25 protein-coding genes are annotated in these 26,574 nt (G+C 70.7%); 12 read left to right on the top strand and 13 right to left on the bottom strand.

The window, feature by feature from the left end; translation table 11 throughout:
• Positions 1-8: 8 nt before the first annotated feature.
• Positions 9-1,709 carry an MFS transporter gene (locus tag ACIRRY_RS32640; RefSeq protein ID WP_403979776.1) on the bottom strand — a complete coding sequence of 567 codons (1,701 nt, stop codon included), beginning with the start codon at positions 1,707-1,709 and terminating at the stop codon, positions 9-11.
• Between the two features lie 304 nt (positions 1,710-2,013).
• Here ACIRRY_RS32640 and ACIRRY_RS32635 point away from each other — a divergent pair, with 304 nt between their 5' ends.
• Positions 2,014-2,481 (top strand): Rieske (2Fe-2S) protein, encoded by a 468-nt coding sequence (locus ACIRRY_RS32635; RefSeq protein ID WP_403979773.1) that lies wholly within the window; start codon positions 2,014-2,016, stop codon positions 2,479-2,481.
• A gap of 3 nt (positions 2,482-2,484) precedes the next feature.
• On the opposite strand, the gene ACIRRY_RS32630 is transcribed toward ACIRRY_RS32635, so the two are convergent.
• Entirely contained in the window at positions 2,485-3,126 is a 642-nt protein-coding gene (locus ACIRRY_RS32630; protein ID WP_403979770.1) for a cysteine hydrolase, read from the bottom strand.
• A gap of 148 nt (positions 3,127-3,274) precedes the next feature.
• Between ACIRRY_RS32630 and ACIRRY_RS32625 the strand changes: the two genes are divergently transcribed.
• Positions 3,275-3,742 carry a pyridoxamine 5'-phosphate oxidase family protein gene (locus ACIRRY_RS32625; RefSeq protein WP_403979768.1) on the top strand — a complete coding sequence of 156 codons (468 nt, stop codon included), beginning with the start codon at positions 3,275-3,277 and terminating at the stop codon, positions 3,740-3,742.
• Between the two features lie 703 nt (positions 3,743-4,445).
• Here the strand turns inward: ACIRRY_RS32625 and ACIRRY_RS32620 are convergent.
• On the bottom strand, positions 4,446-5,348 hold the full coding sequence (locus ACIRRY_RS32620; protein ID WP_403979765.1) for a LysR family transcriptional regulator: 903 nt from the start codon (positions 5,346-5,348) through the stop codon (positions 4,446-4,448).
• A 74-nt stretch (positions 5,349-5,422) separates the two neighbouring features.
• Here ACIRRY_RS32620 and ACIRRY_RS32615 point away from each other — a divergent pair, with 74 nt between their 5' ends.
• The gene (locus tag ACIRRY_RS32615; protein WP_403979762.1) at positions 5,423-6,382 is read left to right on the top strand and encodes a DMT family transporter; all 960 of its coding nucleotides are present in this window, start codon (positions 5,423-5,425) and stop codon (positions 6,380-6,382) included.
• A 50-nt stretch (positions 6,383-6,432) separates the two neighbouring features.
• On the opposite strand, the gene ACIRRY_RS32610 is transcribed toward ACIRRY_RS32615, so the two are convergent.
• Positions 6,433-7,764, bottom strand: a complete 1,332-nt coding sequence (locus ACIRRY_RS32610; RefSeq protein WP_403979759.1) for an aminotransferase class I/II-fold pyridoxal phosphate-dependent enzyme — start codon at positions 7,762-7,764, stop codon at positions 6,433-6,435.
• A gap of 60 nt (positions 7,765-7,824) precedes the next feature.
• Between ACIRRY_RS32610 and ACIRRY_RS32605 the strand changes: the two genes are divergently transcribed.
• Positions 7,825-8,511: a pyridoxamine 5'-phosphate oxidase family protein gene (locus ACIRRY_RS32605; protein WP_403979756.1), complete on the top strand. Its 687-nt coding sequence runs from the start codon at positions 7,825-7,827 to the stop codon at positions 8,509-8,511.
• A gap of 156 nt (positions 8,512-8,667) precedes the next feature.
• Here the strand turns inward: ACIRRY_RS32605 and ACIRRY_RS32600 are convergent, their stop codons facing one another.
• Positions 8,668-9,684: an EamA family transporter gene (locus ACIRRY_RS32600; RefSeq protein WP_403979753.1), complete on the bottom strand. Its 1,017-nt coding sequence runs from the start codon at positions 9,682-9,684 to the stop codon at positions 8,668-8,670.
• A gap of 156 nt (positions 9,685-9,840) precedes the next feature.
• Positions 9,841-10,395, bottom strand: a complete 555-nt coding sequence (locus ACIRRY_RS32595) for a Clp protease N-terminal domain-containing protein (protein WP_403979750.1) — start codon at positions 10,393-10,395, stop codon at positions 9,841-9,843.
• A gap of 219 nt (positions 10,396-10,614) precedes the next feature.
• On the opposite strand from ACIRRY_RS32595, the gene ACIRRY_RS32590 reads away from it, so the two are divergent.
• Positions 10,615-10,782, top strand: coding sequence for a hypothetical protein (locus ACIRRY_RS32590; protein WP_093624253.1), 168 nt, complete (start codon positions 10,615-10,617; stop codon positions 10,780-10,782).
• 114 nt (positions 10,783-10,896) lie between these two features.
• Complete coding sequence (locus tag ACIRRY_RS32585; protein WP_403979746.1) at positions 10,897-11,325, top strand: SRPBCC family protein; 429 nt, start codon at positions 10,897-10,899, stop codon at positions 11,323-11,325.
• Positions 11,326-11,430: 105 nt separating this feature from the next.
• Here the strand turns inward: ACIRRY_RS32585 and ACIRRY_RS32580 are convergent, their stop codons facing one another.
• Together ACIRRY_RS32580 and ACIRRY_RS32575 are read right to left on the bottom strand one after the other, a co-directional pair.
• Entirely contained in the window at positions 11,431-12,069 is a 639-nt protein-coding gene (locus ACIRRY_RS32580; protein WP_403979743.1) for a PadR family transcriptional regulator, read from the bottom strand.
• Between the two features lie 106 nt (positions 12,070-12,175).
• A complete protein-coding gene (locus ACIRRY_RS32575) occupies positions 12,176-13,192 on the bottom strand; it encodes an aldo/keto reductase (protein WP_403979740.1) in 1,017 nt (338 codons plus the stop codon).
• A 143-nt stretch (positions 13,193-13,335) separates the two neighbouring features.
• On the opposite strand from ACIRRY_RS32575, the gene ACIRRY_RS32570 reads away from it, so the two are divergent.
• Genes ACIRRY_RS32570 through ACIRRY_RS32560 form a run of 3 tightly spaced genes read left to right on the top strand, consistent with a single transcriptional unit; the run spans position 13,336 to position 15,775 of the window.
• Positions 13,336-14,187: a helix-turn-helix domain-containing protein gene (locus ACIRRY_RS32570; protein WP_403979737.1), complete on the top strand. Its 852-nt coding sequence runs from the start codon at positions 13,336-13,338 to the stop codon at positions 14,185-14,187.
• Between the two features lie 44 nt (positions 14,188-14,231).
• The gene (locus ACIRRY_RS32565; protein WP_403979734.1) at positions 14,232-14,912 is read left to right on the top strand and encodes a class I SAM-dependent methyltransferase; all 681 of its coding nucleotides are present in this window, start codon (positions 14,232-14,234) and stop codon (positions 14,910-14,912) included.
• 50 nt (positions 14,913-14,962) lie between these two features.
• Positions 14,963-15,775, top strand: a complete 813-nt coding sequence (locus ACIRRY_RS32560; protein WP_403979731.1) for a PhzF family phenazine biosynthesis protein — start codon at positions 14,963-14,965, stop codon at positions 15,773-15,775.
• A 28-nt stretch (positions 15,776-15,803) separates the two neighbouring features.
• Here ACIRRY_RS32560 and ACIRRY_RS32555 read toward each other — a convergent pair whose 3' ends face one another.
• Positions 15,804-16,583 (bottom strand): CPBP family intramembrane glutamic endopeptidase, encoded by a 780-nt coding sequence (locus ACIRRY_RS32555; RefSeq protein ID WP_200684407.1) that lies wholly within the window; start codon positions 16,581-16,583, stop codon positions 15,804-15,806.
• 160 nt (positions 16,584-16,743) lie between these two features.
• Here ACIRRY_RS32555 and ACIRRY_RS32550 point away from each other — a divergent pair, with 160 nt between their 5' ends.
• Positions 16,744-18,531 carry a substrate-binding and VWA domain-containing protein gene (locus ACIRRY_RS32550; protein WP_403979728.1) on the top strand — a complete coding sequence of 596 codons (1,788 nt, stop codon included), beginning with the start codon at positions 16,744-16,746 and terminating at the stop codon, positions 18,529-18,531.
• A 30-nt stretch (positions 18,532-18,561) separates the two neighbouring features.
• Here the strand turns inward: ACIRRY_RS32550 and ACIRRY_RS32545 are convergent, their stop codons facing one another.
• Entirely contained in the window at positions 18,562-20,079 is a 1,518-nt protein-coding gene (locus ACIRRY_RS32545; protein WP_403979725.1) for a glutamate-cysteine ligase family protein, read from the bottom strand.
• A 523-nt stretch (positions 20,080-20,602) separates the two neighbouring features.
• Between ACIRRY_RS32545 and ACIRRY_RS32540 the strand changes: the two genes are divergently transcribed.
• Positions 20,603-21,187, top strand: a complete 585-nt coding sequence (locus ACIRRY_RS32540; RefSeq protein ID WP_403979722.1) for a hypothetical protein — start codon at positions 20,603-20,605, stop codon at positions 21,185-21,187.
• Between the two features lie 283 nt (positions 21,188-21,470).
• The gene (locus ACIRRY_RS32535) at positions 21,471-21,662 is read left to right on the top strand and encodes a DUF5999 family protein (RefSeq protein WP_043667998.1); all 192 of its coding nucleotides are present in this window, start codon (positions 21,471-21,473) and stop codon (positions 21,660-21,662) included.
• A gap of 66 nt (positions 21,663-21,728) precedes the next feature.
• On the opposite strand, the gene ACIRRY_RS32530 is transcribed toward ACIRRY_RS32535, so the two are convergent.
• From ACIRRY_RS32530 to ACIRRY_RS32520, 3 genes are read right to left on the bottom strand one after another with little or no spacing between them, the layout of a single operon-like run.
• Entirely contained in the window at positions 21,729-23,204 is a 1,476-nt protein-coding gene (locus ACIRRY_RS32530; protein ID WP_403979719.1) for a glycoside hydrolase family 43 protein, read from the bottom strand.
• A 56-nt stretch (positions 23,205-23,260) separates the two neighbouring features.
• Positions 23,261-25,807 (bottom strand): DUF4118 domain-containing protein, encoded by a 2,547-nt coding sequence (locus ACIRRY_RS32525; RefSeq protein ID WP_403979717.1) that lies wholly within the window; start codon positions 25,805-25,807, stop codon positions 23,261-23,263.
• A gap of 1 nt (position 25,808) precedes the next feature.
• Positions 25,809-26,492, bottom strand: a complete 684-nt coding sequence (locus ACIRRY_RS32520) for a response regulator (RefSeq protein WP_403979714.1) — start codon at positions 26,490-26,492, stop codon at positions 25,809-25,811.
• Positions 26,493-26,574 lie beyond the last annotated feature (82 nt).

Genomic DNA, 26,574 nt, shown 5'->3' with positions numbered 1-26,574 from the left:
GACCGCGCCTAGTTCGTGGCGAGCGCGGCCAACTCCCGGTCCACGGCGTCCTGGTGGGCCTGGGCGTCCTCGCGGGCCTTCTTCGGGCTCCAGCGGCCGGCCATCACGAACACGAAGGGCAGGAACAGGACTTGGCCGCCCACACAGATCCACCACCAGGTGCGCCACTCCCCGGGACCGTCCTTGACGGCCTTCTGCACCTTCGGCCCGTACTCGTTGAGCACCTTGAGCTGCGGCTGCGCCTTCTGTACGACGGCCAGGTCGGCGGGACCGACCTCCTTGACCGCCTGGGCCGCCAGGGCGGGGGGTGTCGTGGTCGGCGTGTACTTGCCCAGTTCGGCGAAGAGTTGGGGGTGGGCACCGACGATCGCCAGGGCCGGGGCGGCCTGCTTCTGCGCCGCCGCGACCTCGGCGCCGTGTTCGACGAGCGGGGTGACGGAGGTGACGAGCACCGGGATGAAGGCCGCCGACACGGCGACCACGATCCGTACCGTCCAGCCCCAGACGGCGAGCCCGGCGGCGGTCGCGGCCGGATTGCGCTTCTCGACGGTCTCGGTGAAGCTCGCCATCCACGGCGCGTAGGCGACTCCGCTGAACACACCGATCGCGACGAACAGCCAGGCGAAGGTGTAGTAGCCGGTGCTCGCGTGGGTGGCCAGCGAGGCGAAGAGCGCGGTCGCGACGATGGCGCCGATCCCGCCGACGATCATGAAGGGCTTGCGCACCAGCAGCCGGTCCGAGAGCAGGCCGGCCACGATCAGCGCGAGGGCGTTCGCGGCCCAGTACCAGTTGGCGAGGCCGTTGGTGCGCTGCTCGCTGTAGCCGAAGGTGGTCGAGAAGTAGACGACGAAGTTGCCGACGGCGGAGTAGTAGAGCAGCAGGAAGACCGCGATCGCGAAGGCGGAGCCGAGGATGTCCAGGCGCAGCATCTGCCGCCACTCGCCGCGTCGTAGCGCCTCGGTGTCCAGGCCCTTGGCGCGGGCCTCGACCAGGGCCCGGTCGCGCAGGCTGACCATGATCTGGTCGCGCAGCCCCGGGGACAGCTCGCGCAGGGCGAACAGGGTGACGACGAACACGACCAGTCCGGCCGCCCCGGAGTAGCGCAGCTCGTCCTGCCAACTGGCGGAGTCGAGCGTGTTGCTGGTCACCGAGGTGACGACCAGGCTGCCGATGACCGGGCCCATCGTCCAGTAGCCCATCGCGGTGGCGCGGCCGAGCTGCGGTGAGAAGTCCCGTATCAGTGCCGGGGTCGCGACGAGCACGATGCCCTCGACGAAGCTCACGACGGCGAACAGCGTCAAGTAGGTCGTCTTGTCACCGGCGTTGGGCAGTCCGAAGAAGACCAGGAGCGCGGCGACCAGCAGTCCGTAGACCACGAGGTTCGCCCGTCCCCAGCGGTCCGCGAGGCCGGCCACGAGGGAGGCGAAGGCGCCGACCGCGTTGCCGACGACCGAGACCCAGACGAAGTAGCGGTAGGTCATGTCGAAGTGCGTGATGATCGACGTCGCCACCGCGTACTGGATGTAGAGCATGTAGTACAGGACGACGGTCGTGACCACCACGATCGCCAGGTACGACATGCGCCGCCCGGTGGCCGGATACGCCGCCAGGTCGCGGCGGTACAGCCGCGTGACCGAGCCGCGTACGCCGGCGCCGGGCGCGTCGGCACCGGAGCCTCGTGTGTCGAGAGGTGCGGAGGCGGAGGGCATACGACTCCCTTTGGAACGGCCGGGGACGAAGGAAGCGGCGGGAGGTGGGGGCTCCATCCGTTCGGCGGAGGCTAGTACCGACTAGTCGGTACGGCTAGATGCGCGGCATGACTTCCTTATGTGTCACCACGGGTTGCCGGTGCCTGATCAGGCCTTACGCACGGCCGACAGCTGACCGACAGGGACGTTTTACGTCTTCCTGATCTCGGTCAGGCCAAGCTCTCGACACCGTCTGAACGACGGGCACCCGCACCTCGTACCCCTTTGCACACCCACGAATGCTTCCCATGGAAGGAACGTCAGCATGACCAGCGAATCGTTCGAACCCGTTAAAGCGCCGTCCCGCCGCACCGCGTTGGCGACGGTCGGCGCGGCGGGACTCGCCGTCGCGCTGACCGCGTGCTCGTCCAGCGACGACTCGTCGTCGGACACCTCGGGCTCCACCAGCACGGCCGGTTCGACCACCGCACAGGGTGACGCGGGCGGCACCGAGTTGGCAAAGACCACCGACATCCCCGAGGGCGGCGGCAAGATCTTCGCCAGCCAGGGCGTGGTCGTCACCCAGCCGACGGCGGGCACCTACAAGGCGTTCTCGTCGAAGTGCACCCACCAGGGCTGCGCGGTGAGCAGTATCAGCAACGGCGTCATCGTGTGCCCGTGCCACCAGAGCGAGTTCTCCGTCACGGACGGCAGCGTGAAGAAGGGTCCCGCGACCCAGGCGCTGCCCGCCGAGCAGATCTCCGTCTCCGGGACCTCCATCACGCTGGCCTGACGGTCAGCCTCGGCGTGGTCGTTTGAGACAGCCCAGCACCTCGTCCGTGGTCGCGACCGTAGCGACCAATGCGAGGGTGTTGCGGATCATCGCGGGGGTGTAGTCAGCGGGCACCCCCGCGATGGCGTCTCCGGGGACGACGACGGTGTAGCCGCGGTTGACGGCGTCGAACACCGCGTTCGGAATGGCCACGTTGGCCGAGACGCCGGTGACGATCAGTGTGCGGCAGCCCGAGTTGCGTAACAGCGCGTCGACTTCGGTGCCGTGGATCGGCGACAGACCGTGCAGCCGTCGTACGACGAAGTCCTCGTCGGCGACCTCGATCGGGGGTGCCACGCGCACCGCCGTGGTGCCCGACAGCTGTTGTACGGGCAGGCGTTCGGCGGCGCGGAACAGCCGGGCGTTGCGGTTGGCGCCGCGGCCGTCCGGGCGGCGTTCGGCGATCGCGTGGATCACCTGCACCCCGCTCTCGTGGGCGGCGGCGACCAGTCGGGCCACGTTGGCGAGCGCGCCCGACGAGCGGGCCGCGAGGGCGAGTTCGGGCAGCGCGCTGTCCGGGCCGACCACCCCCTGTTGACATTCGACGGTCAGCAGGGCAGTGCTCACCGTGTCGAGGATCTCACTGAGTTGTGCGTGCGACGGCATGGCTCTCCCTTGTCGCCGACGGCCGGGGCGGGCGACAGTAACGAGCATCGCGTGCGTACGGAAGACGGCCGACGCTCATCCGGCCACTTTCCTGACACACCGTCAGAAGCGGCCGCCCGCCGCTCGCGCCGTAGCCGAAGGGGATCGCATGACCGCCACTCAGCGTCGAGGCCGGAAGATCATGATGACACCCGAGGAACTGGACGAGTTCCTCGCCGCCGAGCGCACCTGCCGTGTCGCGAGCGTCTCCGCGGACGGGGCCCCGCATGTCAGCCCGCTCTGGTTCGTCTGGGACGGCACCTCGCTGTGGCTGTACTCGATCACCCGCAGCAAGCGCTGGGCCGACCTGCGCCGTGATCCGCGCGTCGCGGTGGTGGTCGACGGCGGGCACGCCTACGACGAGTTGCGGGGCGTCGAGCTGTCCGGAACCGTCGAGTTCGTGGGCGAGGCACCACGTACGGGCGAGCCGCATCCCGAACTCGTCGCCGTGGAGAAGCTGTTCGCCCAGAAGAACTTCGGCCTCGACGCGATGCCGTACGACGGCCGACACGCGTGGGTACGACTGACACCGGACACCCTGACGTCCTGGGACTTCCGCAAGTTGGCGGCACTGTAGGGGAGCTGGCCGGGCTGAGCACACGGCGGCGGCCCTGCGGGCGGGTCGACTACGGCGCGCTCACGTCGGCGCATCTGCAATCGGGTTGGCCGTGCCGCGCACACATCGGCGGCTCTACGGGCGGATTGACTACGGCGCACTCACGTCGGCGTGCCCGTAGGCGGGTTGGCCGCGCCGCGTGCACGTCTGCCGCTCTGCTGGCGAGTCGCCCGCACTGCCCGCAAGTCCGCTGCCCTGCCGCCGAGTTGCCGCAGGCGGGCCGTCAGGCGACCGTCTCCGCCCGCACGTCGGCGCGCGCCTTATAGGCGGCGCGGCCACGCCGCGCGCCGTCGGCTGCCCTGCCGGCGAATCACCCGTACTCCCCGCAAGTCGGCCGTCCTGTCCGCGAGTTGCCCCAGGCCCGGCCGTCAGGCGACTGTCCCCGCCGCCGCACGCACGTGGGCGCATCTGTAGGCGGGTCGGCCGCGCCACGCGCACATCGGCCGCACTGTCGGCGAGTCGCCCGCGCTGCCCTCAAGTCCGCCGCTCCCCCGGCGAGTTGGCTGGGGCCGGCCGTCAGGCGACCGTCTCCGTCGCCGCACGCACATTGGCGCGCCTGTAGGCGGGTCGGCCGCGCCACGCGCACATCGGCCGCGCTGTCGGCGAGTCGTCCACGCTGCCATCAAATCGGCCGCCGCGCCCGCGAGTTACCTCAGGCCGGCCGTCAGGCGACCGTCTCCGCCGCCGCGCGTAGTGCCTCGACCGCCGCGCGGATGGATGGGCGGCGGTCGGCGTCCGCGCGCCAGACGACGTAGACGTGGCGGCGCACTCGCTGCCTGAGGGGGACGGTGACGACTCCGGCGGGCATCGGGTTGCGGCCCAGCAGGGGGGCCACGCACACGCCCAACCCGGCGGCCACCAGGCCCAGTTGGGTGTGGGTCTCGGCGGCGCGGTGGCCGATGATCGGTTCGATGCCCCGGGAACGCAGGGTGAACATCAGCCATTCGTGGCAGAACTCGCCCTCGGCCCAGGTGATCCACTCGTCGTCGGCGAACTCCCCGAGGTCCACCTCGTCGCGCCCGGCCAGCGGATGACCGGCCGGCATCGCCACATCGGCGGGGTCGTCCAGGATCGGCGCCTTCACCAGGCCGTCGGGCAGCGGCATCGGCTTGTTGTACCAGTCGAGGACGACGGCGAGGTCGAGATCGCCGCGCACGACGCCCGCGATGCCCCGCTCCGGTTCCTGTTCCGTGGAGCGCACACGAAGGGCGGGGTGCTGGGCACGGAGGGCGGCGAGCGCGGTGGGGAAGAGGCCCCGGGCGGCGGTGGGGAACGCCGAGATCCTCAACTCGCCCACGACCTGCCCCCGTTGGGCCTCCAGGTCGGCCTGGGCCAGCTCCACCTGGGACAGGATGCGCCCCGCGTGCTCCGCGAGCAGCCGGCCGGCGTCGGTGAGCCGCACCCCCCGCCCGTTCTTGGCGAGGAGCTGCTGGCCCACCTCCCGCTCCAGCTTGGACATCTGCTGCGACACCGCCGAGGTCGTCACATGCAGCGCCTCGGCGGCACCGCTGACCGAGCCGTGCCGGGCGAGGGCGTCCAGGGTGCGCAGCCGCTCCAGATTCAACATGTAAGCGATCCTACGAGATACCGGGCTGCAAATCTCGCTTGTGCTACGACGTCGGGGGCAGGATCTTGGTACCCATGACCAGCGCCGTGCCCACCGCAGCGATCCGGAAGCAGACCCGGGACACCACCGACACCCCCACTCCCCTCCCCCGCCGCGCGCTCGACTGGCGGCTGCGGTTCGGGGCGCTCTCCCTCATCTGGGGCTTCAGTTTTCTGCTCATCAAGGTGGGCACGGACGGCTACGCACCCTTCCAAGTGACGTTCGGGCGGCTGCTGTTCGGGACGACGGTGCTCGCGGCTGCGATGGCGGTGAAGCGCGAGCGGCTGCCCCGGGGTGCGCGCACCTGGGCCCATCTGACGGTCGCCGCGTTCCTGCTCAACGCCCTGCCGTTCTCGCTCTTCGCCTACTCGGAGCTGACGATCCCGTCCACGCTGGCGGGCATCTGCAACGCGACCTCGCCGTTGTGGGGCATGGCGCTGTCCCTGGTCGCCCTCTCCGAGGACCGCCCGACCCGCGTCCGTGTGGCCGGTCTCGGCCTGGGCTTCCTGGGCGTCCTGACGGTCCTGGGCGCCTGGCAGGGCTTCCAGGGTCTGGACGCCAGGGGCACGGCGATGGCCCTGCTGGCCTCACTGAGCTATGCGATCGGCTGGATCTACGTCCGCCGCACACTGGCGGGCTCCGGCGCGTCCCATCTCTCCCTGACCGGCACCCAGTTGCTCCTGGCGACCCTCCAACTGGCCGTCATCACCCCGCTGTTCACATCGGCGCCGAACCGCTTCCCGCTCCTCCCCCTGCTGGCGATCGCCGCACTGGGCGCCCTGGGCACGGGACTCGCCGTCCTCCTCCAGTACGGCCTGGTCGCCGAAGTCGGCCCCACGACCGCCCAGATGGTCACGTACTTCATCCCGGTCATCGCCACGGCGGCGGGCGTCGCGATCCTGGGCGAGTCGTTGACCTGGTCGACTCCGGTCGGGGCGGTCATTGTGCTTGCGGGCGCGGGACTTACGCAGGTGGGGCGCAGGGCGGGGCGGTAGGCAGGCCCCGCAGAATCTTGTGCGCGGCTCCCCCTCACGTACCCCTGCGCCTACGCGTACCCCCGGACCGGCATCCGCCCGCAGGCCGAGGCGATCGCCTCCGCCAGGCTCTCCGTCTCCTCCGGTGTCAGGGTCGAGACGGTGACGCGGATGCCGGGGGGTGCGCTCAGCCGGAAGCGGGCACCGGGGGCCACGGCCCAGCCGGCGTGGAGGAGGCGGGAGACCGCGCCGGTCTCGTCCGGTACCGGGATCCACACGTTGAGGCCGCTGATGCCGTGGGCCGCGACCCCGCGTTCGGCGAGCGCGGCGATCAGCGCGTCCCGGCGGGTGCCGTACGCGGCCGCCACCACAGGCGTGTCCACGGCGCCGTCGGCCCACAACCGGGCCACGGCCCGCTGGATCAGAAGACTGACCCAGCCGGGGCCGAGCCGTTGACGGCCACGGACCCGGTCGAGGGTGACGGCGTCGCCGGTGAGCACGGCGAGCCGTAGATCGGGGCCGTACGCCTTGGCCGCCGAGCGGACGAAGGCCCAGGTGCGGGTGGTGCCGGCCAGGGGATGCAGGGGCTGGTCGACGATGCCGTGGCCGTGGTCGTCCTCGATCAGCAGGATCTCCGGGTGGGCCCGGAGCACGGAACGCAGCGCACGCGCGCGCGTGGCGCTCACCACCGCTCCGGTGGGGTTCTGCGCCCGGTCGGTGACGATCAGGGCCCGCGCGCCGGACTCCAGCGCGGCGCGCACGTCGTCGGGGAGCGGCCCCTCGTCGTCGACTCCGACGGGGGTCACACGCAGCCCGAGCGCCGGTACGAGGTCGAGCAGGCTGCCCCACCCGGGGTCCTCGACGGCGACGGTGTCCCCGGGCTTCAGATGGGCGCTCAGGACGCGCTCGATGACGTCCAACGACCCGGAGCCGACTGCCACGGGGCCCGCCGGGACCCCGTCCGCGTCGAGTTCGGCCCGGGCGATGCGCGCCAACTCCGGCTCCACCGGGGCGTCTCCGTACATGACCGGTTCCCGGTCGGACTGTTCGGCGGCGAAGGTGAACGCGCCGGCGAGCGAGGGCAGCAGCGTCCGGTCGGGATTGCCGTGCGACACGTCACGCACCCCGGCCGGTACGTCCACCCGGATGTGCTCGCGCCCGGTCGTGGCCGGCTTGGGCCGCACCCGGCTGCCCCGGCGCCCGGCGGTCTCGATGACCCCGCGCTCCCGCAGCGTCCGGTACGCGGCCGCGACCGTGTTCGGGTTCACTCCGAGCCCTATGGCCAACTCCCGCATGGGCGGCAGCAGTTGCCCCGGCTCCAGCTCACCCGCACCCACCGCGCGCTCGACGTCCGCCGCGATGTCCGCTGCGCGTCGCCCCGCGATCCGATATCCTTCTAGCACAAAGCACAGTATGCACTAGTGCAATGTGAATGACAACCAGCGATCAGCACGGGAGAGCACATGCAGGGGACCACCTCGCAGCCGACGTCACCGCCCGCCGCCTACACGCCCACCGACCGGACCGTCCCCACGCGCTCCGCGGACCGGGCGTCGTACGACAAGGAGTTGGTGCACGCGATACTCGACGAGGCCTACGTCTGCCATCTCGGCTTCGTGCGCGACGGGGCGCCGGTGGTGCTGCCGACGCTGTACGGGCGGGTCGGCGAGCGGCTGTACGTGCACGGTTCGACGGGTGCGCGCCCGCTGCGGATGACGGGGCAGGCCGATCCGGGGCTCCCTGTGTGTCTGACGGTCACGCACGTCGACGGTCTGGTGCTGGCCCGTTCCGCGTTCCACCACTCGATCAACTACCGCTCCGTGGTGGTGCACGGCATCGCCCACCAGGTGACGGACCCGGAAGAGAAGCGGACGGCGCTGGACGCGCTGGTCGACCATGTCGTGCCGGGCCGCTCGGCGGACTCGCGGCCCGCCAACAAGAAGGAACTCGCCGCCACCATGGTGATCCGCCTCGACCTCGACCAGGTCTCCGCCAAGCTTCGCACCGGCGGCGCGAACGACGACCCCGAGGACCTGGACCTCCCCCACTGGGCCGGCGTAGTCCCTCTTCAGCCCTCCTACGGAGCCCCGCTCCCGAACGACGACCTGGCCCCCGGCACCGAACTCCCCGGCTACCTCGCCGCGTTGTAACGCTCACCCACCCCTGGTGCGCGCCCCACGACGACACCGAGTGGCAACACCGGCTCGCCGCCCACAACTTCGGCCGACCGGCGGTCAACGGCCTTTCGGGCGAAGCACCGTTCGTCCGACCCGCCGGTCCCCTGCGACCCGCTCCGCCGACAGGCGCTAGGCGGCTGTTCCGCGCCGGGACAACTCCCTTTCCGGGCCGCCGCTCGCCACCGGCTCCTCGGAGCCCTTCGTGGGTGCGGAGGACTGGGCGATGAAGGCGCCCAGCAGGACCACCGCTCCCCCGACGCTCTGCGGCGCGGAGAGGTGCTCGCCGAGCAGGACCCAGGCCAGGACGGTCGCGATGACCGCTTCGAGGCAGGCCACGACGCCCGCGACCTGTGGGGAGAGGCGGCGGACGGAGACGACTCCGGTGACGTACGCCAGGACCGTGGCGATCAGGACGATCCAGACGAGCAGGACCGCGGCCGGGACCGCGGTGCCGTTCATGTGGGCGTCGCCCTTGAGGATCGACCAGTCCATGGTCCAGGGGCGGGCCACGGCGGTGAGGACGAGGGCGCCGACGAGCAGGCCGTAGGCGATCACGCCGAGCGGGTCGGGAGCCTCGGCGCCGGCGTCGCTGCCCTGGTCGGACAGGACGAAGTAGCCGACCTGGCAGCAGGCGGCACCTAGCGCGAGCAGCAGGCCCACGGCGTCGAAGCTCAGGCCCGACCACACCTCGACGACGCAGGCGAGTCCGCCGGCCGCGAGGACCACGCCGAGCGCGGCGGCGCGGGTGACGGGGCGCCGCTGCACGAACCGCACCCAGCCGAGCACGAGGGCGGGTGCGAGGTACTCCACGAGCAGGGCGACGCCGACGGGTATGCGGGATATCGCGGCGAAGTAGCAGGCCTGGACACCGGCCACGGCGAGCAGCCCGAACCCGAGGAGCAGCGCGGGGCGACGGCGGACGAGCGAGCGGTGGCGTACGGCGAGGGGCAGCGTCACGAGGGCCGCGCCTGCCACCCGCAGCCACACCACGTGCAGCGGGTCGAGCCCCGCCTCGATCAGCGGCTTCGCCGCGACCCCGGATCCGCCGAAGGCCAGCGCGGAGCCGAGCGCCAGGGCGAGCCCGACACTCTTGCCGCCACCCGCACCACCGCCGGCCGCACTGCTCTCAGACGTATGCACGGCCACATGATGACAGGGGATGACATGAGCGTCACCCCTGTTGACACCTGTCTCAGGGGATGGACGAGCCCCTTACCAGGGTGCTCGGCGCGTTGGAGGGATGTGTGTGGCTCGGCAGGCCGGGGGATGCGTACGGCTCGGCGGGCTGGAGGACGGTGCGGCTCAGCAGCCCGTCTCGCCGCCGCCCCCGACGTACTCCCCCGAACGGCCCTCGATCCAGATCAGTACCTCGGGGGACTCGATGCCGGCCCGGTGGAGGACCTCGACCGCACGGGACCCGGGGTCCGCGACGATCGTGGCGAGGAGGTCGATGCCGCCCGCCAGGTCGTCGCCGCGGAGTTCGGCGCGCTCGCAGGCGTACTCCAGGGCATCGGCGGCCAGCGGCGACCAGCCTTCCGCCGCGGGGATCACGGGGATCGCGCCGGAGTCCTCGACCGAGCCCTGCCAGCGGAGGCCGTAGCCGATGCTGCGTTGGACGAGGTAGCCGAGCAGTCGGGCGATCTGGGGGCCGTCGCCGAAGACGGCGCGTGCCTCGGGGTCCGACTCCAGGAGGCTGTGCAGCAGATGGGCCGTGTCGATCTGCCGGTCCCCGTCCCGCAGGGCCCGGCGGCGCGCACCGGCGACCACCGCTGCCAGCTCTGCACTGAGCCTGGCATCGTTGTCCGCACGGTGGATTGCCTGCTCGTGGACCGACTGCCTGGGGATACGGGGTTGCACTCTCCTACCCCATCAGTCCCCCGTGCCGAGGGCATCCCCGGAGGGTTGCATTTCGTCGTCCCACACAAAGTGGACCCGGGGCGACGGAATCTCCTCCTTACGGATGAGATCACGCCCCTTGCCCCCGAGAGGCGCACGCCCGCCCGCCGCGCGCCCCGTACGCAACCGCCCTGCACCCGGCGTACGTCTTTCGCGAACATGGAGAGCAGGTGCTGGCTGGTGGCTCTGCCGGCGGTCGACGGCAGGCAGTACGTGTACCGGGTGTACGCCCCGGAGGACGCGCTGCCCGCCGACCTGTTCTGGGACGCGTGGCACTGTCACGACGAAAGTGCCCACCCGCGCGCGTGGGACCTGTTCGACGCGGCGGTGATACGGCGGGTGAGCTGAACTCCCCGTAGGCAGACGGAGTCGCACAATTCCTGACGGTTCATCAGTATTGAATGTTGCGCGCCCTGCGGCTACGTTCCGCGACACCGTAGCCCGACACGAAGAGGTGGTCGCATGGCCGAAATCAGCGCGGAGGCACGCATCGAGGCCCCGGCCGAGAAGGTGTGGGCACAACTCACGGACTGGTCCGCGTACGGCGAGTGGAACGCGACCCACACCAACTTCCCCAAGGGCGGCCCGGAGCAACTCGCCGTGGGCGGGACCTTCCAGGAGAACATGAAGCTGATGGGCTTCCCGGCCGAGGTCGAGTGGACCATCGAGGAGGTGGAACCGTCCCGGGCGCTGGCCATCCGAGGCAAGGGGCCGATGGCCGTGAACGTCGCCACGCGCTACACGCTCACCCCCGACGGCGATGCCACGACGGTCCGTATCGACGGCGAGTTCACGGGTGCGGCGGTGTCGTTGATGGCGGGCAAGCTGAAGGACTCGGGGACGGCCGCTCTGAACGAATCGCTGCGCAAACTGGCCGGGCTGGTGGCCTGAGGAAAGCGCCGGGGCACCGCAGGAACGGGAACGCGCACAGGGAAGGCGCCCCACGGAAGCTCCGTGGGGCGCCTTGGCCTGCTGCCTCTTCCGGCGCCGGGGACATCAGTCCTCGTCGGCCAGGATCAGGTACAGCTTCTTGCGGGCGTCGTTGATGACGGTCAGCGCCTTCTCGCGCTGCTCCTTGCTGCCGGTCTTCCAGACCTGGCCGAAGGCCTCCATCAGGCCGAAGCCGGCCTGGCGGATCTCGGTGAGGGCCTCCCAGTCGACACCGCGGGAAGCCTCTTCCCAGGGGGCGTCCGGGCCCTCCTCGGCCGCGGTACGGCCGGCCTCGGTGAGGGCGAACAGCTTCTTGCCGCCCTCCGACTCACTGGCGATCAGGCCCTCGTCCTCCAGCAGTTGCAGGGTGGGGTAGACCGAGCCGGGGCTCGGCTTCCACGCGCCGCCGCTGCGCTCGGCGATCTCCTGGATCATCTCGTAGCCGTGCATCGGCCGGTCCTTGAGGAGGGCCAGGATCGACGCGCGTACGTCGCCGCGTCGCGCCCTGCCGCCCCTCGGGCCGCCGCGCCCTCGTCCACCCCAGGGCCCGGGACCGAAGCCCGGTCCGAAGCCGGGGCCGCCGGGACCGCCCGGACCACCGGGCCCGAAGGGTCCGAAAGCCCCACGCAGCCCTTCGGGGCCACCCCGGCCGCGCCGGAAGGGGCCGTCCTGTCCATGTCCACGCTCGTATCCGTGGGTACGCATCGCAATCACTCCATTCCATCGTTGATCTGTCGCGATGCGTCAACGATATATCGGAACTGTTCGGATGGCAACCCCCTGCCGAACTGCCGAAATCCCTGCCGACGCCTCAGCGGCGGCGCAGTCGCTTGTCCGTGATCGGCGGGGTGGGGTCGATGTAGAAGTCGTCGGGATTCACGTCGACACCGGGCGGGACGATCTCGTCGACGCGGTCGAGGAGGTCGTCGCCGAGTTCCACGTCGGCCGCGGCGAGGAGGTCGGCCAGTTGTTCGGGGCGGCGCGGGCCGATGAGGACCGCGGTGACCGCCGGATGGGCACGGACGAAGGCGACGGCCAGATGAGGCAGCGGCAGACCGGCCTCGGCGGCCAGCGCGGTCAGCTCGCGTACGGCGTCGGCCTTGGCCCGCACGCCCGGCCGGTCGAGATCGAACATCTTCGCCCCGAGACCGGCGTTGCGGTGCCCGGCGGTCGGATCCGCGCGACCCGAGAGCCAGCCGGAGTTGAGCGGGCCGAAGGTCAGCACGCCCATGCCGTAGCGCTGGGCGGTGGGCAGCACCCGGCTCTCCACGCCGCGGGTGAGGATCGAGTACGGCGGCTGTTCGGTGCGGAAGCGGTGATGGCCGCGGCGCTCGGCCGTCCACTGCGCCGCCACGATCTCCTCGGGGGAGAAGAACGAGCCGCCGACGGCACGCACCTTCCCGGCCCGGACCAGGTCCGACAGGGCGCCGAGGGTCTCGTCGAGGTCGGTGAGCGGGTCCGGGCGGTGCATCTGGTAGAGGTCGATGCGGTCGGTGTCCAGACGGCGCAGGCTGTCCTCCACCGCGCGCCGGATCCAACGGGCCGAGCCACCGCGCCGGTTGGGGTCCTCCCCCATCGGCAGCCCGAACTTGGTGGCCAGGACGACGTCGTCGCGGCGGCCCTTCAGCGCCTTGGCCACGATCAGCTCCGACTCGCCGCCGGAGTACACGTCGGCGGTGTCGACGAGATTGATCCCGGCGTCCAGTGCCGTGTGGATCATGCGGACCGACTCGTCGTGGTCGGTGTTGCCCATCGCGCCGAACATCATCGCGCCGAGCGCGTACTCGCTCACCGAGATGCCGGTGCCGCCGAGAATCCTGCGCTTCATCAGGGGTCCCTCCAGGTGCGTGCGTGCTTTCCACCAGCCGAGCACCGCCCCCGGCCGGGGCGGGAGACCCGCTCCGACCGGGGGTCCAGCAGACCCCCTTTGACGCGGCCACTTCCCAGGTCACCCCGGTCTACGGTGGAGACATGGCCCAGGAACCGAACAGCGAGCTGCGGGACTTTCTCCGCTCGCGCCGCGCGAAGATCACCCCCGGGGAGGCGGGCCTGGCACCCCTGCCGGGCTCCCGCCGCGTTCCGGGCCTACGGCGCGAGGAGGTCGCCCAGCTCGCCGGCGTCAGCGTCGACTACTACGTCCGTCTGGAGCGCGGACGCCATCTCAGCGTCTCCGCGTCCGTCCTGGACGCGATCGCCCGCGCCCTGCGCCTCAACGATCTGGAGCGCGCCCACCTGTTCCGGATCGCCAGACCGACCCGCACCCGTCCTCGTCCACTGCCCCCGCAGAGCGTCCGCCCCGGTCTGCGCCTGCTGCTCGACAGCCTCACCGACGTCCCCGCCCTCGTCTACGGCCGCCGTATGGACGTCCTGGCCGCCAACCATCTCGCCCGCGCCCTGTACACGGACTTCGAGGATCTGCCCGCCCATGGCCGCAACATGGCCCGGCTGGTCTTCCTCGACGACAGCTTCCGGACCCTGTACGCCGATTGGGAGGACGCCGCCCGCGGCATCGTCGCCTCGCTCCGCCTGTACGCGGGACGTCGCCCGCACGACCCCGCCCTGGCCGAGCTCGTCGGCGAACTCTCCGTCCAGGACGCGGACTTCCGCCGGTGGTGGGCCGACCACGACGTGTTCCAGCGCACCCATGGCACCAAGCGCTTCCACCATCCCGTCGTCGGTGAACTCGTCCTCGGTTACGAGGCGTTCGCCCCCGTCGACGACTCCGAGCAGACCCTGGGCGTCTTCACCGCCGAACCGGGGTCCCCCTCCGCGGACTGCCTCCAGCTGCTGGCCAGTTGGTCCGGATCTCGACCAAGGGCATGACCGACGCCACCGGACAGGCGGTCTCCCTCCGTAGAGTCACCCGCGTGACCGAGCAGCCCTCCTACCTCACCGCGATCCGGGAGTCGTACGACACCGTCGCGGCCGACTACGCCCAACTCGTCAAGGCACCGGCCGAGTTGGACCCGCTCTCCCGCGCGATGCTGGCCGCGTTCGCGGAGACCGTGCGGGCCGGCGACCTGGGGCCGGTGGCCGACCTGGGGTGCGGACCCGGCAAAGTCACGGCGTATCTGGCGGAGTTGGGGGTGCCGGTCCTCGGCATCGACCTGTCCCCCAGGATGATCGAGCTCGCCCGCCGCGCCCACCCCGGCCTGACCTTCACCGTGGGCTCGATGACAGCGGCACCGATCGGGGACGACGAACTCGGCGGCATCCTCGCCTACTACTCGACCCACCACACCCCGCCCGACCAACTGCCCGTCGTCTTCGCCGAGTTCCACCGCACCCTCGCTCCCGGGGGCCGACTGATGCTGGCCGGTCACGTGGGAGAGAGCCAACTCCGGCGACCGACACAGGCGTACGGCGGCCACCCCGTCTCCTACGAGTCGCACCTGCTCCCACCGGACCGGATCGCCGAGCTGCTCACCCGGGCCGGCCTCACGCTCACCGCCCGTCTGATCCAGGAGCCCGCCGAGGGAACGCAGCGGGCCTACGCCACCTTCCTGGCCCGGAAGCCGGAACGCCCCGACGGCACATCGGTCCAGTGACCCCGAATTGGCCTTGGCCAGCGGCTCCGTGCAGCCTCTAGCGTCACGGCATGCGGATTCGAATCGTGGACGCCTTCACCGACCGCCCCTTCGCCGGGAACCCGGCCGGGGTGCTGCTTCTCGACGCCTTCCCGGCGGACGACGACCGGCTGCAGAAGGTCGCGATGGAGGTCAACCACGCCGAGACCGCGTTCGCGCACCGGCTGCCCGAGGGCGGGGACGCCGACTGGGCGTTGCGGTGGTTCACGCCGACGACCGAGGTCGCGATGTGCGGGCACGCGACCCTCGCCGCCGCCCATGTGCTGCACACCACCGGCGCCCACGAAGGGCCCGTGCGGTTCGCCACGCGGAGCGGCGTGCTCATCGCCACGCCGGCCGAGGACGGGTCGATCACCCTCGACTTCCCGACCGCCCCGATCACCGCCGTCGAGATCCCGGACGGCGTCGCCGAGGCCCTGGGCGCCGAGCCGCTCACCGCGTTCGACACCGGCCCGAACATCGGCGACCTTCTCCTCGAACTCGCCGACGAGAAGACCGTCGTAGGCCTGGCACCCGACCACAAGGCGCTCGCCGCCCACTCCGAGCGCGGCATCATCGCCACCGCACGGGCCGAAGACCCCACCCGGGGCTACGACTTCGTGTCCCGGTGCTTCTTCCCGAACGTCGGTATCGACGAGGACCCGGTCACCGGAAGCGCGCACACGGCGCTGGCTCCGTACTGGTCCGAGCGGCTCGGGAGCGCGGTCCTCACCGGATTGCAGGCCTCGCCCCGCTCCGGGCTCGTCCGTACCGAACTGCGGGGCGGGCGGACCCTGTTGACCGGGCGGGCGGTCACGGTCATCGACGGCGAGCTGCTCGCCTGAGCCGCAACGGGGCTGCCTCTTCCGGGACTTACGCCGTCGGGAGCCAGCCGACCTTCCCCGCCAGCAGCGCGTAGCCGACGAACGCCCCGATGTCGAGCAGGGAATGCGCCACCACCAGGGGACCCACGCGGCCCCAACGGCGGTACAGGTAGACGAACACCACGCCCATCACCATGTTGCCGACGAAGCCGCCGATGCCCTGGTAGAGGTGGTAGCTACCGCGCAGTACGGAACTGGCCACCAGCGCCGTACCGGGGGTCCAGCCCAACTGGCCCAGCCTGCGCAGCAGATAGCCGACCACGATCACCTCTTCGAGGATCGCGTTCTGCATCGCGGAGAGGATCAGGACCGGGTACTTCCACCAGACGTCGGGCAGTGCCTCCGGCACCACCGTGAGGTTGAAGCCCAGGCCGCGGGCGGACAGGTAGAAAGCGATGCCGGTGCTGCCGATGACCGCCGCGATCGCGGCCCCGCGTCCCAGGTCGGGCCAGGGCCGGGTGCGGTCGAAGCCGATCGTGCGCAGGCTCTCGCCCTCCCGCAGCAGGAAGTGCGCGACGAGGGCGACGGGGACCAGTGCCGACGCGATCCCGAACAGCTGCCAGGCGAGATCCAGCCAGGGACGGCCCGGCGCGGCCGAGGCGTTGAGGGTGGCGGCCTGGTCCTTGAGGCCACCCGGTTTCGTGACCGATCCGACAAAACTGATCAGGGCGGACACACCACTCGCACCGAGCGAAAGCCCCAGAACGAGCAGTGCCTCGGACCGGAGAATCCGCCGTGTGGGCCGCTCCAGCGGAAAAGTTTCGGCCACCTGCCCTGCCTCCACCTGCGCACCTGCCTTCAGTTCGGAAATCCCGCCTCATGCCCATCTTCGTCCCGCTAGGGTCTCGAAAGAACTTACGAAGATCGTGCTCGACAGGCCGTTGGGGGAGACGGAGGCACGAGGTTCAACAGGGAGGGGCACCACCGTCATGGGACGTCACAGCTTGCCCGATCAGTACCGGGCGGGCGGCAGCGACCCCCGTCCTCGCGCGCGCCGCCGTACGGTGGCCGTCGCCACGGTCCTCGTGCTGACCGTCGCCGGCGGTACCGCCGTGGCCGTGCGGAGCGGGTTGCTCTCCTTCGGCTCCTCCTGCCGCAAGGACGCGGTACGGCTGAAGCTCGCCGCCTCCCCCGATCTGACGCCCGCCCTGCGCGCGGCGGCCGGACAGGCCCGTGACCAGGGCATCACGTCCGACGGCCAGTGTCTGAACATCTCGGTGACCGCCCAGGACTCGTACAAGTTCGCGGACACGCTCAAGGCGGGCAAGCACCCGGACGCACAGGTGTGGGTGCCCGACTCGGAGCTGTGGGTGAACGAGGTCTCGTCGGCCGCCGACAGCGCCGCCACGGAGGTCACGGCCGCGGGCAACGTGGCCTCCACGCCGGTCGGTGTGGCGATGGTCCCGGCCGCCGCGAAGTCGCTGGGGTGGCCGAAGAAGACGTACACCTGGGTGGACCTGGCCGGTGCCACCCTGACGGACGACTCGCTGCGGCTGGGCGCGGCCGATCCGGCGCGCAGCGCGACGGGGCTGCTGGCGCTCACGCAGTTGAGCACGGCCGCGGCGAAGGTCAAGGGCGGGGCCACGCAGGCGGCGGCGATGATGAAGACGCTGTCGCAGCGGATCTCGGACACCGACGGTCAGGTGCTGGACACCCTGCCGCGTGACTCCTCGGGCACCGAGCAGGGCAATCCGAAGCGCAACCAGGCCCTGGTGCTGAGCGAGCAGTCGGCGTTCGCGTACAACGCGTCGGCCGACGGCGGCGGAAGTCTCGACCTGTTCTATCCGAAGGACGGCTCCCCCCGGCTGGACTATCCGTACAACCTCGTCGACCAGGAGCGGCTGACGACGGACCAGAGCCGGGCCGCGATCCGGTTCCTGACCTTTCTGAACCAGCCCGCGCAGCACAAGCTCCTGGAGAAGTACGGCTTCCGCACGGACGACGACACCGCGCCGAAGGCCGTGGTCGCGAAGGCCGGTGGCGTCAGTCCGCAGCCGTACGCCGTGGCGGCGGTCGAGCCCGCCTCCGACGCGGCTCTCCAAGAGGCCCTGGGCACCTGGACGATCACGGTGCAGAGCGCGCGGATCACCACGGTCGTCGATGCCTCCGCCTCCATGTCGGAGTCGGTGCCGGGGACCGGGCAGTCGCGCATGGACGTCACGAAGGGCTCGCTGCTCCAGGCGCTGGCCACGTTCACGCCCGAGGACGAGATCGGGCTGTGGGAGTTCTCGACGAAGCTCGACGGCGACAAGGACTACCGCGTCCTGGTGCCGACCGAGCGGCTCGGCGACCGCAAGGGCGACGGCACCCAACGGGACGCCCTGTCGGCGGCGTTCGGCTCGCTGAAGCCGGTGCCGGGCGGGGCGACCGGGCTCTACGACACCACGCTCGCCGCGTACAAGGCGGCCACGTCCTCCTATGTGAAGGGGAAGTTCAACGCGCTGGTCATCCTGACCGACGGGGTCAACCAGGACCCGGGCAGCATCTCGCGCTCCGCCCTCGTCCAGCAGTTGAAGCAACTCGCCAGCCCTGAGAGGCCGGTACCGCTCATCATGATCGCGGTGGGTCCGGAGGCCGACAAGGAGGAGGCCCGGCAGATCGCCGAGGCGACCGGCGGTTCGGGCCACGAGGTGAACGACCCGGCCCAGATCCAGTCGGTGATCCTCCAGGCCATCGTGGAAGCGGGCGCCTCGGGTGCGGCCGCCAACACGGGCTGAAACAGGGCCAGTTCACCTCACCCTCACACGTCACCCCAGCGGCACCGGCTCCGGCAGCCCCACCGGCCAGGTGTGGACCGGCTCCCCGAGGTGCATCAACTCGCTGTAGCGGCGGGTGGTGGCGGCCAGCGCCGCTTCCCTGGACAGGCCCTGTTCCAGGGCACGGTGGAAGGTCGCGGACTGCCAGGTCGCGCCGTTGGCCCGGCGTCGGCAGCGTTCGTCGATCACGCCCAAGTACAGGTCCCGGTCGGCCGGTTCGACCCCCCACGCGTCCAGACCGGCCTCCGCGAGCGGCAGCAGTTCGTCGCGTACGAGGGCCACCGCGTCGATCTCGGTGGTGCCGCCGAGCCGTCCGCGCCGGGGCCAGAGAAGCCGGGCGTCGATGCCGTGGCGGCACGCGGTGTCGAAGTTGGCGGCCGCCGCCTCGAAGGGCAGCCGGGTCCACACCGGCCGCGACTCCTCGGCGAGGGCGCGGACGACGCCGTAGTAGAAGGCGGTGTTGGCGATGACGTCGGTGACGGTGGGGCCGGCCGGCAGCACGCGGTTCTCGACACGGAGGTGCGGGACGCCGTCGGCGATGCCGTAGACCGGGCGGTTCCAGCGGTACACCGTGCCGTTGTGCAGGACGAGTTCGGCGAGGGTGGGGATGCCGCCGGCGTCGAGCACGTCGAGGGGTTCCTCGTCGTCGTGGATGGGGAGCAGGGGCGGGAAGTAGCGCAGGTTCTCCTCGAAGAGCTCGTACGCCGAGGTGACCCAGCGCTCGCCGAACCAGGTGCGGGGGCGGACGCCCTGGGCCTGGAGTTCGGGCGGGCGGGTGTCGGTGGCCTGCTGAAAGAGCGGGGGGCGGGACTCGTGCCACAGCTCGCGGCCGAACAGGAAGGGCGAGTTGGCGCCCACGGCGACCTGGACGGCGGCGACGGCCTGGGCCGCGTTCCACACGTCGGCGAAACGGTCCGGGGTGACCTGGAGGTGCAACTGCACGGAGGTACAGGCCGCTTCGGGCGCGATGGAGCCCGAGGTGCAGGTGAGGTGCTCGACGCCTTCGATGTCGAGGACGAAATCCTCGCCGCGGGCGGCCACGATCTGATCGTTCAGCAGGGTGTAGCGGTCGACCGCGGAGAGGTTCGAGGAGACCAGGTCGTCCCGGTCGAGTGTGGGCAGAATGCCGATCATCAGTATTCCGGCGTCGACCTCGCCCGCTTTCCGGTGGGCATATGCCAGTGACGTACGGATCTCCTCGGCGAGTCGGTCGAATACCCGGCCGTCCAATCGATGTGGGGCAATGTTGACTTCCAGATTGAACATGGCGAGTTCTGTTTGGAAATCTCGGCTCGCGATGCGTTCCAGTACTTGCCCATTCAGCATTTTCGGCATGCCGTCGGAGCCGACGAGGTTCAGTTCGATCTCCAGCCCCATGAGGTTCTTGGGGCGGTCGAACCGCTTCTCGGCCAGCAGCCGCTCCAGCCCCGTCAGACAGCGCCGCAGCTTGGCGCGGTAGCGTTGACGGTCGGCCAGTTCGAACGGCCCTGCCACGACCTTCTCGCCCATCGAAGCGTCACCTCCTCGTCCCCGGGTCAGGAAGGATGATGCCCAGCCCTGGCGATCGATAACGTCCCCGGACCGGCCCGGAGCCCGCTACTCTGGTCGGACGTGACCCGCGGCACATTCACGAGGCATGCGGCAGCACGCAGTTCCCGCGGAATGAAGACCTCGTGAAAAACGCCGACGACAATTGGCCGACCCCATCGGAGACATATCCCGAGGTCATCGCCGCGGAACCGGTTCGGAACCGGGATGATTCCCGTGAATCCCTGGCCGAATAGGCCCTTGTTGTTCATGCGGGAAACGGTTAGACGAAACATCGTCTGAACACGTGTCGTATAAACTCCGCGAACAAGGAAGAAGGTTGGCGCCCCGGTCCTGGAACCTGCCGTCGAGGTGACGTGCGGCGGGCCCTACCCATGTGCACGGAACCCGGCGCCGACCTCGCTGACCCCGAGAGCTGACAGCGCCGTCCGCCCCCGTCCCGCCCTCGCGCCATCAGTGCCTGTCGAATGAGAGGCGACCCACCATGCCGCTGCATGTCCCCCCGGCTCCCGCGCCCGCCCTGCGCTCCGTTCTCACGGCACTCGGTTCCCCCACCGCGGTCCGCGAGGCCCGAACCCCGTCCCTGCGCGCGGCCCAGGGGCCGGCAACACCCGAACTCCCGCTGCCTCTGCACGTGTTGGACCGCGTCACCGCGGAGGGGGAGGCCGTGACCCGGCTGGCCGGGTGGCGTTTCCTGATCCGCTGCGGTGACCGCGCGGTCGCCGCGGCCGAGACCATGCTGACCCCCGACGGCTGGGCGTTCTCGCACTTCTTCGAGGGCCCGTACATCGCCTCGACCGAGCGCGCGCTGCGCCAGGCCGAGAACATGAAGGGCGCCCACCAGCCGCGCCTCCTGTCCGTGCCCGGCCTCTACATGCTCACGCTCTGGCTGCACGGCGACCTCACCGCCGACGGCGCCGACGGCCACCCCGCCGCGACCGATCTGCTGGTCCCGCTGGCCCCGGCACCGCCCGGCATCGCGGCCCACCGGCCGCACCGGGTCGCCGAGTTGCTGCCGGTGCTGACCCATCGGGTGACTCCCGCACCGTTGCTCGGTTCTCCCGCCTGACTTTCCCCCGCCGTCACCCTCGTACCCCGTCACCGAATTCCCGGTGGCGGGGTACGATCGCGTTTCCGGCCCTTTCACGCTCGTAACGCTCGTCCGAGCACGAAAAAGCTCGTACGAGCTGGGAATTGGGATGAACCGTCCGCGCGGGTGATGCGTCATGAACCTGTGAGAAGCGGTGCTGCTAAATCCCTGCGGATTGACGTCCATGGGGCAACACTGGGTTCGGACCGACTCAACACCACGGGGGACGGACATGACCACAACAGAGCGAGAGATCCCACCAATGTGCAAGCACCAGCCACCGTGTCCCACAGCCGAATCCGCCGACCGGGAGTCCGCCCGCCTCACGGCGCACCACCCGGAACAGGGCTGGAGCCTGCTGTGCAATGGCGTTCTCCTGTTCGAGGACACCGGTGAGCTCCTGCCCGACGGCCAGATCATCGCCCCGCACCGTCAGGTGATGACTGCCGCTTGAGCAATTCAAGAACATGAGGGGCCGGCCGCACACGAGGTGCGCACCGGCCCCGACGCATTTCCGAGGTCAATCACCCTCCGTAGCCGGTCGCTTTCCCAGCGCCTCCTCGTAGTCGAACCAGTCGAAGTCCGCCGCACCCTCGGTGACATACATGCCGATCACCCGCCCGGTGAATCCCCCTGCCACTTCCGTGGACAGATAGCGTCCGTCCAACTCGGCCAGTTCCACGGCCCCTTCGGATCCCGCCACGGAGAAGGTGAGGGTGTCGGGGCCGCGGGTGCCGGTGTCGACCGTGCCGATGTCGACGGTCAGCGTGACCGGCCCCGGCTCCAGCGGGCGCTCGGCGATCCGCTGCCGTACAGGCCCGATCCGCACCACCACGCTCGCCACTCCCCCGGCGACCTCGAGGTCGTAGTGATGCGCCTCGTCCATGCGGACGGAGAGACCCGCGCGTCCGGAGCCGGGGTCGAGTCGGACCGCCGCGCGACAGTCGGGGTGCTGCTGTCGGCGACCGAGGAACATCGGTCCCCCGTGAGCGTTCAGCGTCAGCCGGCCCGGCCGCTCGGTCAGCGACCAGCTGTCGTCCCGTCTGCCGCGCGGGGAGATCCAGGAGGCGGCGAGGGTCGGGGCGTCGAAGTCGTCGCGTACCGGCGGGAGTTGGACGGGATGCCAGGCCGCCGGAGCCGCATGCTGTTCCCGTACCGGGCCGACCCGGGGCCAGCCGTCCACCCACTCCACCGGGGTCAGGAAGGTCTCGCGGCCCAGGACGTGGAAGCCGGGGAACCAGCCCCGGGGGCGGGTGCCGAGCAGCACCATCCACCAGGTGCCGTCGGGGGCCGTGACCAGGTCGGCGTGGCCGGTGCTCTGGATGGGGAGGTCCGTGCTGCGATGCGTCAAAACCGGGTTGGCGGGGGCCGGTTCGTAGGGGCCGCGCGGGGAGCGGGCGCGGGCGATCGAGACGCTGTGGCCGAGTGCGGTGCCGCCCTCGGCCAGCATCAGGTACCACCAGTCGCCGACGCGGTAGAGGTGCGGGGCCTCCGGGTGCTGGAGTCCCGAGCCGGACCAGACGGGGAGCGGACCCTCCAGGACCTTGCCGGTCGCCGGGTCGATGCGGGCGACCTGCACCCCGGCCACCGCGCACCAGCAATTGCCGTCCTCGTCCCAGGCCAGGTCGGGGTCGATGCCGGGCAGGTCGACGAGTACCGGGTCCGACCAGGGGCCCTCGGGCCGGTCCGCGGTGACGAGGAAGTTGCCCTTGCCGCCCACGTCGGTGGTGATCAGATAGAAGCGGCCGTCGTGGTGGCGGAGCGTCGGGGCGTAGATGCCGGCCGAGGCCGGGGTGTCGTCCGGCAGGTCCAACTGGCTCGGCCGGTCAAGGACGTTGCCGATTTGCCGCCAGTGCACGAGGTCCCGGCTGTGGAAGAGCGGGACCCCGGGGAAGTACTCGAAGCTGGAGCACGCGAGGTAGTAGTCCTCGCCGACCCGGCACACGCTGGGGTCGGGATGGAACCCGCCGATGACCGGGTTGTCGTAGGTCCGCATGTGTCCCTGTCCCTCCGTCCGGCCGTCTTCGAAAGTTTCGGGCCGATTCGCGAACATTACGGAGCGGGACTGTAGGTGGCTCCTGGGGTGTCGGCAAGGTGCTGGGCGGGGGCGAGTCGGAGGCTGAGCACCATCGTGAGGCCTCCGCCGGGGGTGTCCTCGGCGCCGAGTGTGCCGCCGAGGGCCTCGGTGAAGCCGCGGGCGACGGCGAGGCCGAGGCCCACTCCGGCGCCGCGCGGGGCGTCGCCGTAGCGCTGGAAGGGTTCGAAGATGCGGTTCTTGGCCTCGTCGGGGACGCCGGGGCCACGGTCGATGACCCGTATCTCGACGCGGTCGGCGATCGCACTCGCCTTGACCAGTACGGGAGTTGCGTCCGGGCTGTACTTGACGGCGTTCTCCACCAGGTTGGCCACCGCGCGTTCCAGGAGCCCGGGGTCGACGCCCACCATCGGCAGGGTCTCGGGGATGTCGAGTTCGACGCTGTCCTCGGGGACCCCGCCCAGCGCCATCGGGACGACCTCGTCCAGGTCTATCTCGCGGATGATCGGGGTGACCGTGCCGGTCTGGAGGCGGGACATGTCGAGGAGGTTGCCGACGAGGTTGTCGAGGCGGTCGGCGCCGTCCTCGATACCTGCCAGGAGTTCCGCCTGGTCCTCGTCCGACCAGGCCACGTCCTCGGAACGGAGCGAGGAGACGGCCGCCTTGATGCCCGCCAGCGGCGTCCTCAGATCATGGCTCACGGCGGCCAGCAGGGCCGTACGGATGCGGTTGCCCTCGGCCGACGCCCGTGCCTGGTCGGCCTCTTCGCGCAGCCGACGACGATCGAGTACGACGGCTGCCTGTGCGGCGAAGGCGGCCAGGACGCGGCGGTCCTCTGCCGGGAGCACCCGGCCGGAGAGCGCGAGGGCCATGTGGTCGCCCACCGGTACGTCGACGTCCGCGTCCTCGGGGTTCTGGCAGGGGCGCGGGCCGACGCTGCCCGCGCAGGTCCAGGGTTCGACGTCGCTCGCGCGCTCCAGCAGGGCGGCGGACTCCATGCCGAAGGTCTCCCTGACCCGCTCCAGGAGCGCCTCAAGGCTGGTCTCGCCGCGCAGCACACTGCCCGCGAGGAAGGACAGGATCTCGGACTCGGCGCGCAGCCGGGCGGCCTGCTGGGTGCGTCTCGCGGCCAGGTCGACCACCGACGCGACGGACACCGCGACGGCCACGAAGATCGCGATGGCGACGATGTTCTTCGGGTCGGCGATGGTGAAGGTGTGCACGGGCGGGGTGAAGTACCAGTTGAGCAGCAGTGATCCGACCGCCGCCGAGGCCAGCGCGGGGAAGAGTCCGCCGAGCAGGGCCGCCGCCACGGTGAGCGCCAGGTAGAGCAACATGTCGTTGGCCAGGCCCACTTCGGGCGCGACACCGCTCAACAGCCAGGTGAGCAGCAGCGGTCCGCCGATTCCGGCCAGCCAGCCCCAGACGATCCGGGCCCGGCCGAGCCGTGCGCCCCGGTTCACGGGCAGTCCGCGCCCCTTGCCCGCCTCGTCGTGGGTGATGAGGTGGACGTCGAGGTCGGGTCCCGAGTCCCGGGCGACCGTCGAGCCGACTCCGGGTCCGAAGACGAACTGCCAGCCCTTGCGGCGGGAGACGCCGAGGACGATCTGGGTGGCGTTGACCCCGCGCGCGAAGTCCAGCAGGGCCACCGGTATGTCCTCGCCGACGACTTGGTGGAAGGTGCCGCCCAAGTCCTCGACCAGGGTGCGCTGTTGAGCGAGTTCCTTCGGGGAGGCGGACGTGAGGCCGTCGCTGCGGGAGATGTAGACCGCCAACACTTCGCCGCCCGCGCCCTTTTCGGCGAGGCGGGCGGCCCGGCGGATGAGCGTGCGTCCCTCCGGGCCGCCGGTCAGGCCTACGACGATCCGCTCGCGGGAGCCCCAGATCGCCGAGACGCGGTGTTCGCTGCGGTACTCCTGGAGGTAGGCGTCGACCCGGTCGGCGAGCCAGAGCAGCGCCAACTCCCGTAGAGCGGTGAGGTTTCCGGGCCGGAAGTAGTTCGACAGAGCCGCGTCGACCTTGTCCGGTTTGTAGATGTTGCCGTGGGCCATCCGGCGCCTTAGCGCGGGCGGTGACATGTCGACGAGTTCGATCTGGTCGGCCCGGCGGACGACCTCGTCCGGGACGGTCTCCTGCTGCCGTACGCCGGTGATGGACTCGACGATGTCGCCCAGGGATTCCAGGTGTTGGATGTTGACGGTCGAGATCACGTCGATGCCCGCCGCGAGCAGCTCCTCGATGTCCTGCCAGCGCTTGGCGTTGCGGGAGCCGGGGATGTTGGTGTGCGGCAGTTCGTCGACGAGGGCCACCTCGGGGTGGCGGGCGAGGACCGCGTCGACGTCCATCTCGGTGAACGTCGTGTCCCGGTAGGCGAGTTCGCGGCGCGGGATCTCCTCCAGGCCGTGCAGCATCACCTCGGTGCGCGGCCGGTTGTGGTGCTCGACGAAGGCGACCACGCAGTCGGTGCCCCGCTCGATTCGGCGGTGTGCCTCGGACAGCATCGCGTACGTCTTGCCGACGCCCGGTGCCGCGCCGAGGTAGATCCGGAGCTTGCCGCGTCCCATGTCATCCTTCGAAGCGGTAGCCCATGCCGGGCTCGGTGATCAGATAGCGCGGGCTGGAGGGGTCCCCCTCCAACTTCCTTCGCAACTGGGCCATGTAGACCCGGAGATAGTTGGTCTTGTTGCTCTGGGTCACCCCCCACACCTCCTGCAACAGGTACTTCTGGGTGATCAGGCGGCCCGGGTTGGTGATCAGGATCTCCAGCAGATGCCACTCGGTGGGGGTGAGCCGGATGTCGTGTCCGCCGCGCGTGGCCTTCTTGGCGAGCAGGTCGATGGTGAAGTCGTCGGTGCTGACGAGGGTGGTCGTCGGGGCGAGCGGTACGTCCTCGACGCGGCGGACGGCGGCCCGTAGCCGGGCGAGGAGTTCGTCCATGCTGAACGGCTTGGTGATGTAGTCGTCGGCGCCCGCGTCGAGGGCGGCGACCTTCTCGTCGGAGGCCTGCCGCGCCGACAGCACCAGGATCGGGACCCGGGTCCAGCCGCGCAGCGCCTTGATGACGTCGACGCCGTCCATGTCGGGCAGTCCGAGGTCGAGCATCACGACGTCCGGCTGCCGCGCGGCGGCGAGCCGGAGCGCGGTGGCTCCGTCGGGGGCCGCGTCGACGCCGTACCGGCGGGCCTGCATGTTGATCACGAGGGCCCGTACGAGCTGCGGGTCGTCCTCCACCACCAGCACCCGTGTCATGGGGGTGTGCCTTTCGTGTGGTCCCTGGCATGGCGGCGGGAGTCGGCCGCGCCGGGATCTCTCCCGGGCCGCCGACTCCCCT

It is taken from the genome of Streptomyces sp. NPDC101776, from assembly GCF_044766845.1.
Classification (GTDB): Bacteria; Actinomycetota; Actinomycetes; order Streptomycetales; family Streptomycetaceae; genus Streptomyces.
Note: the sequence above shows the minus strand (reverse complement) of the source record. Positions and strands in the feature narration are given on the sequence as shown.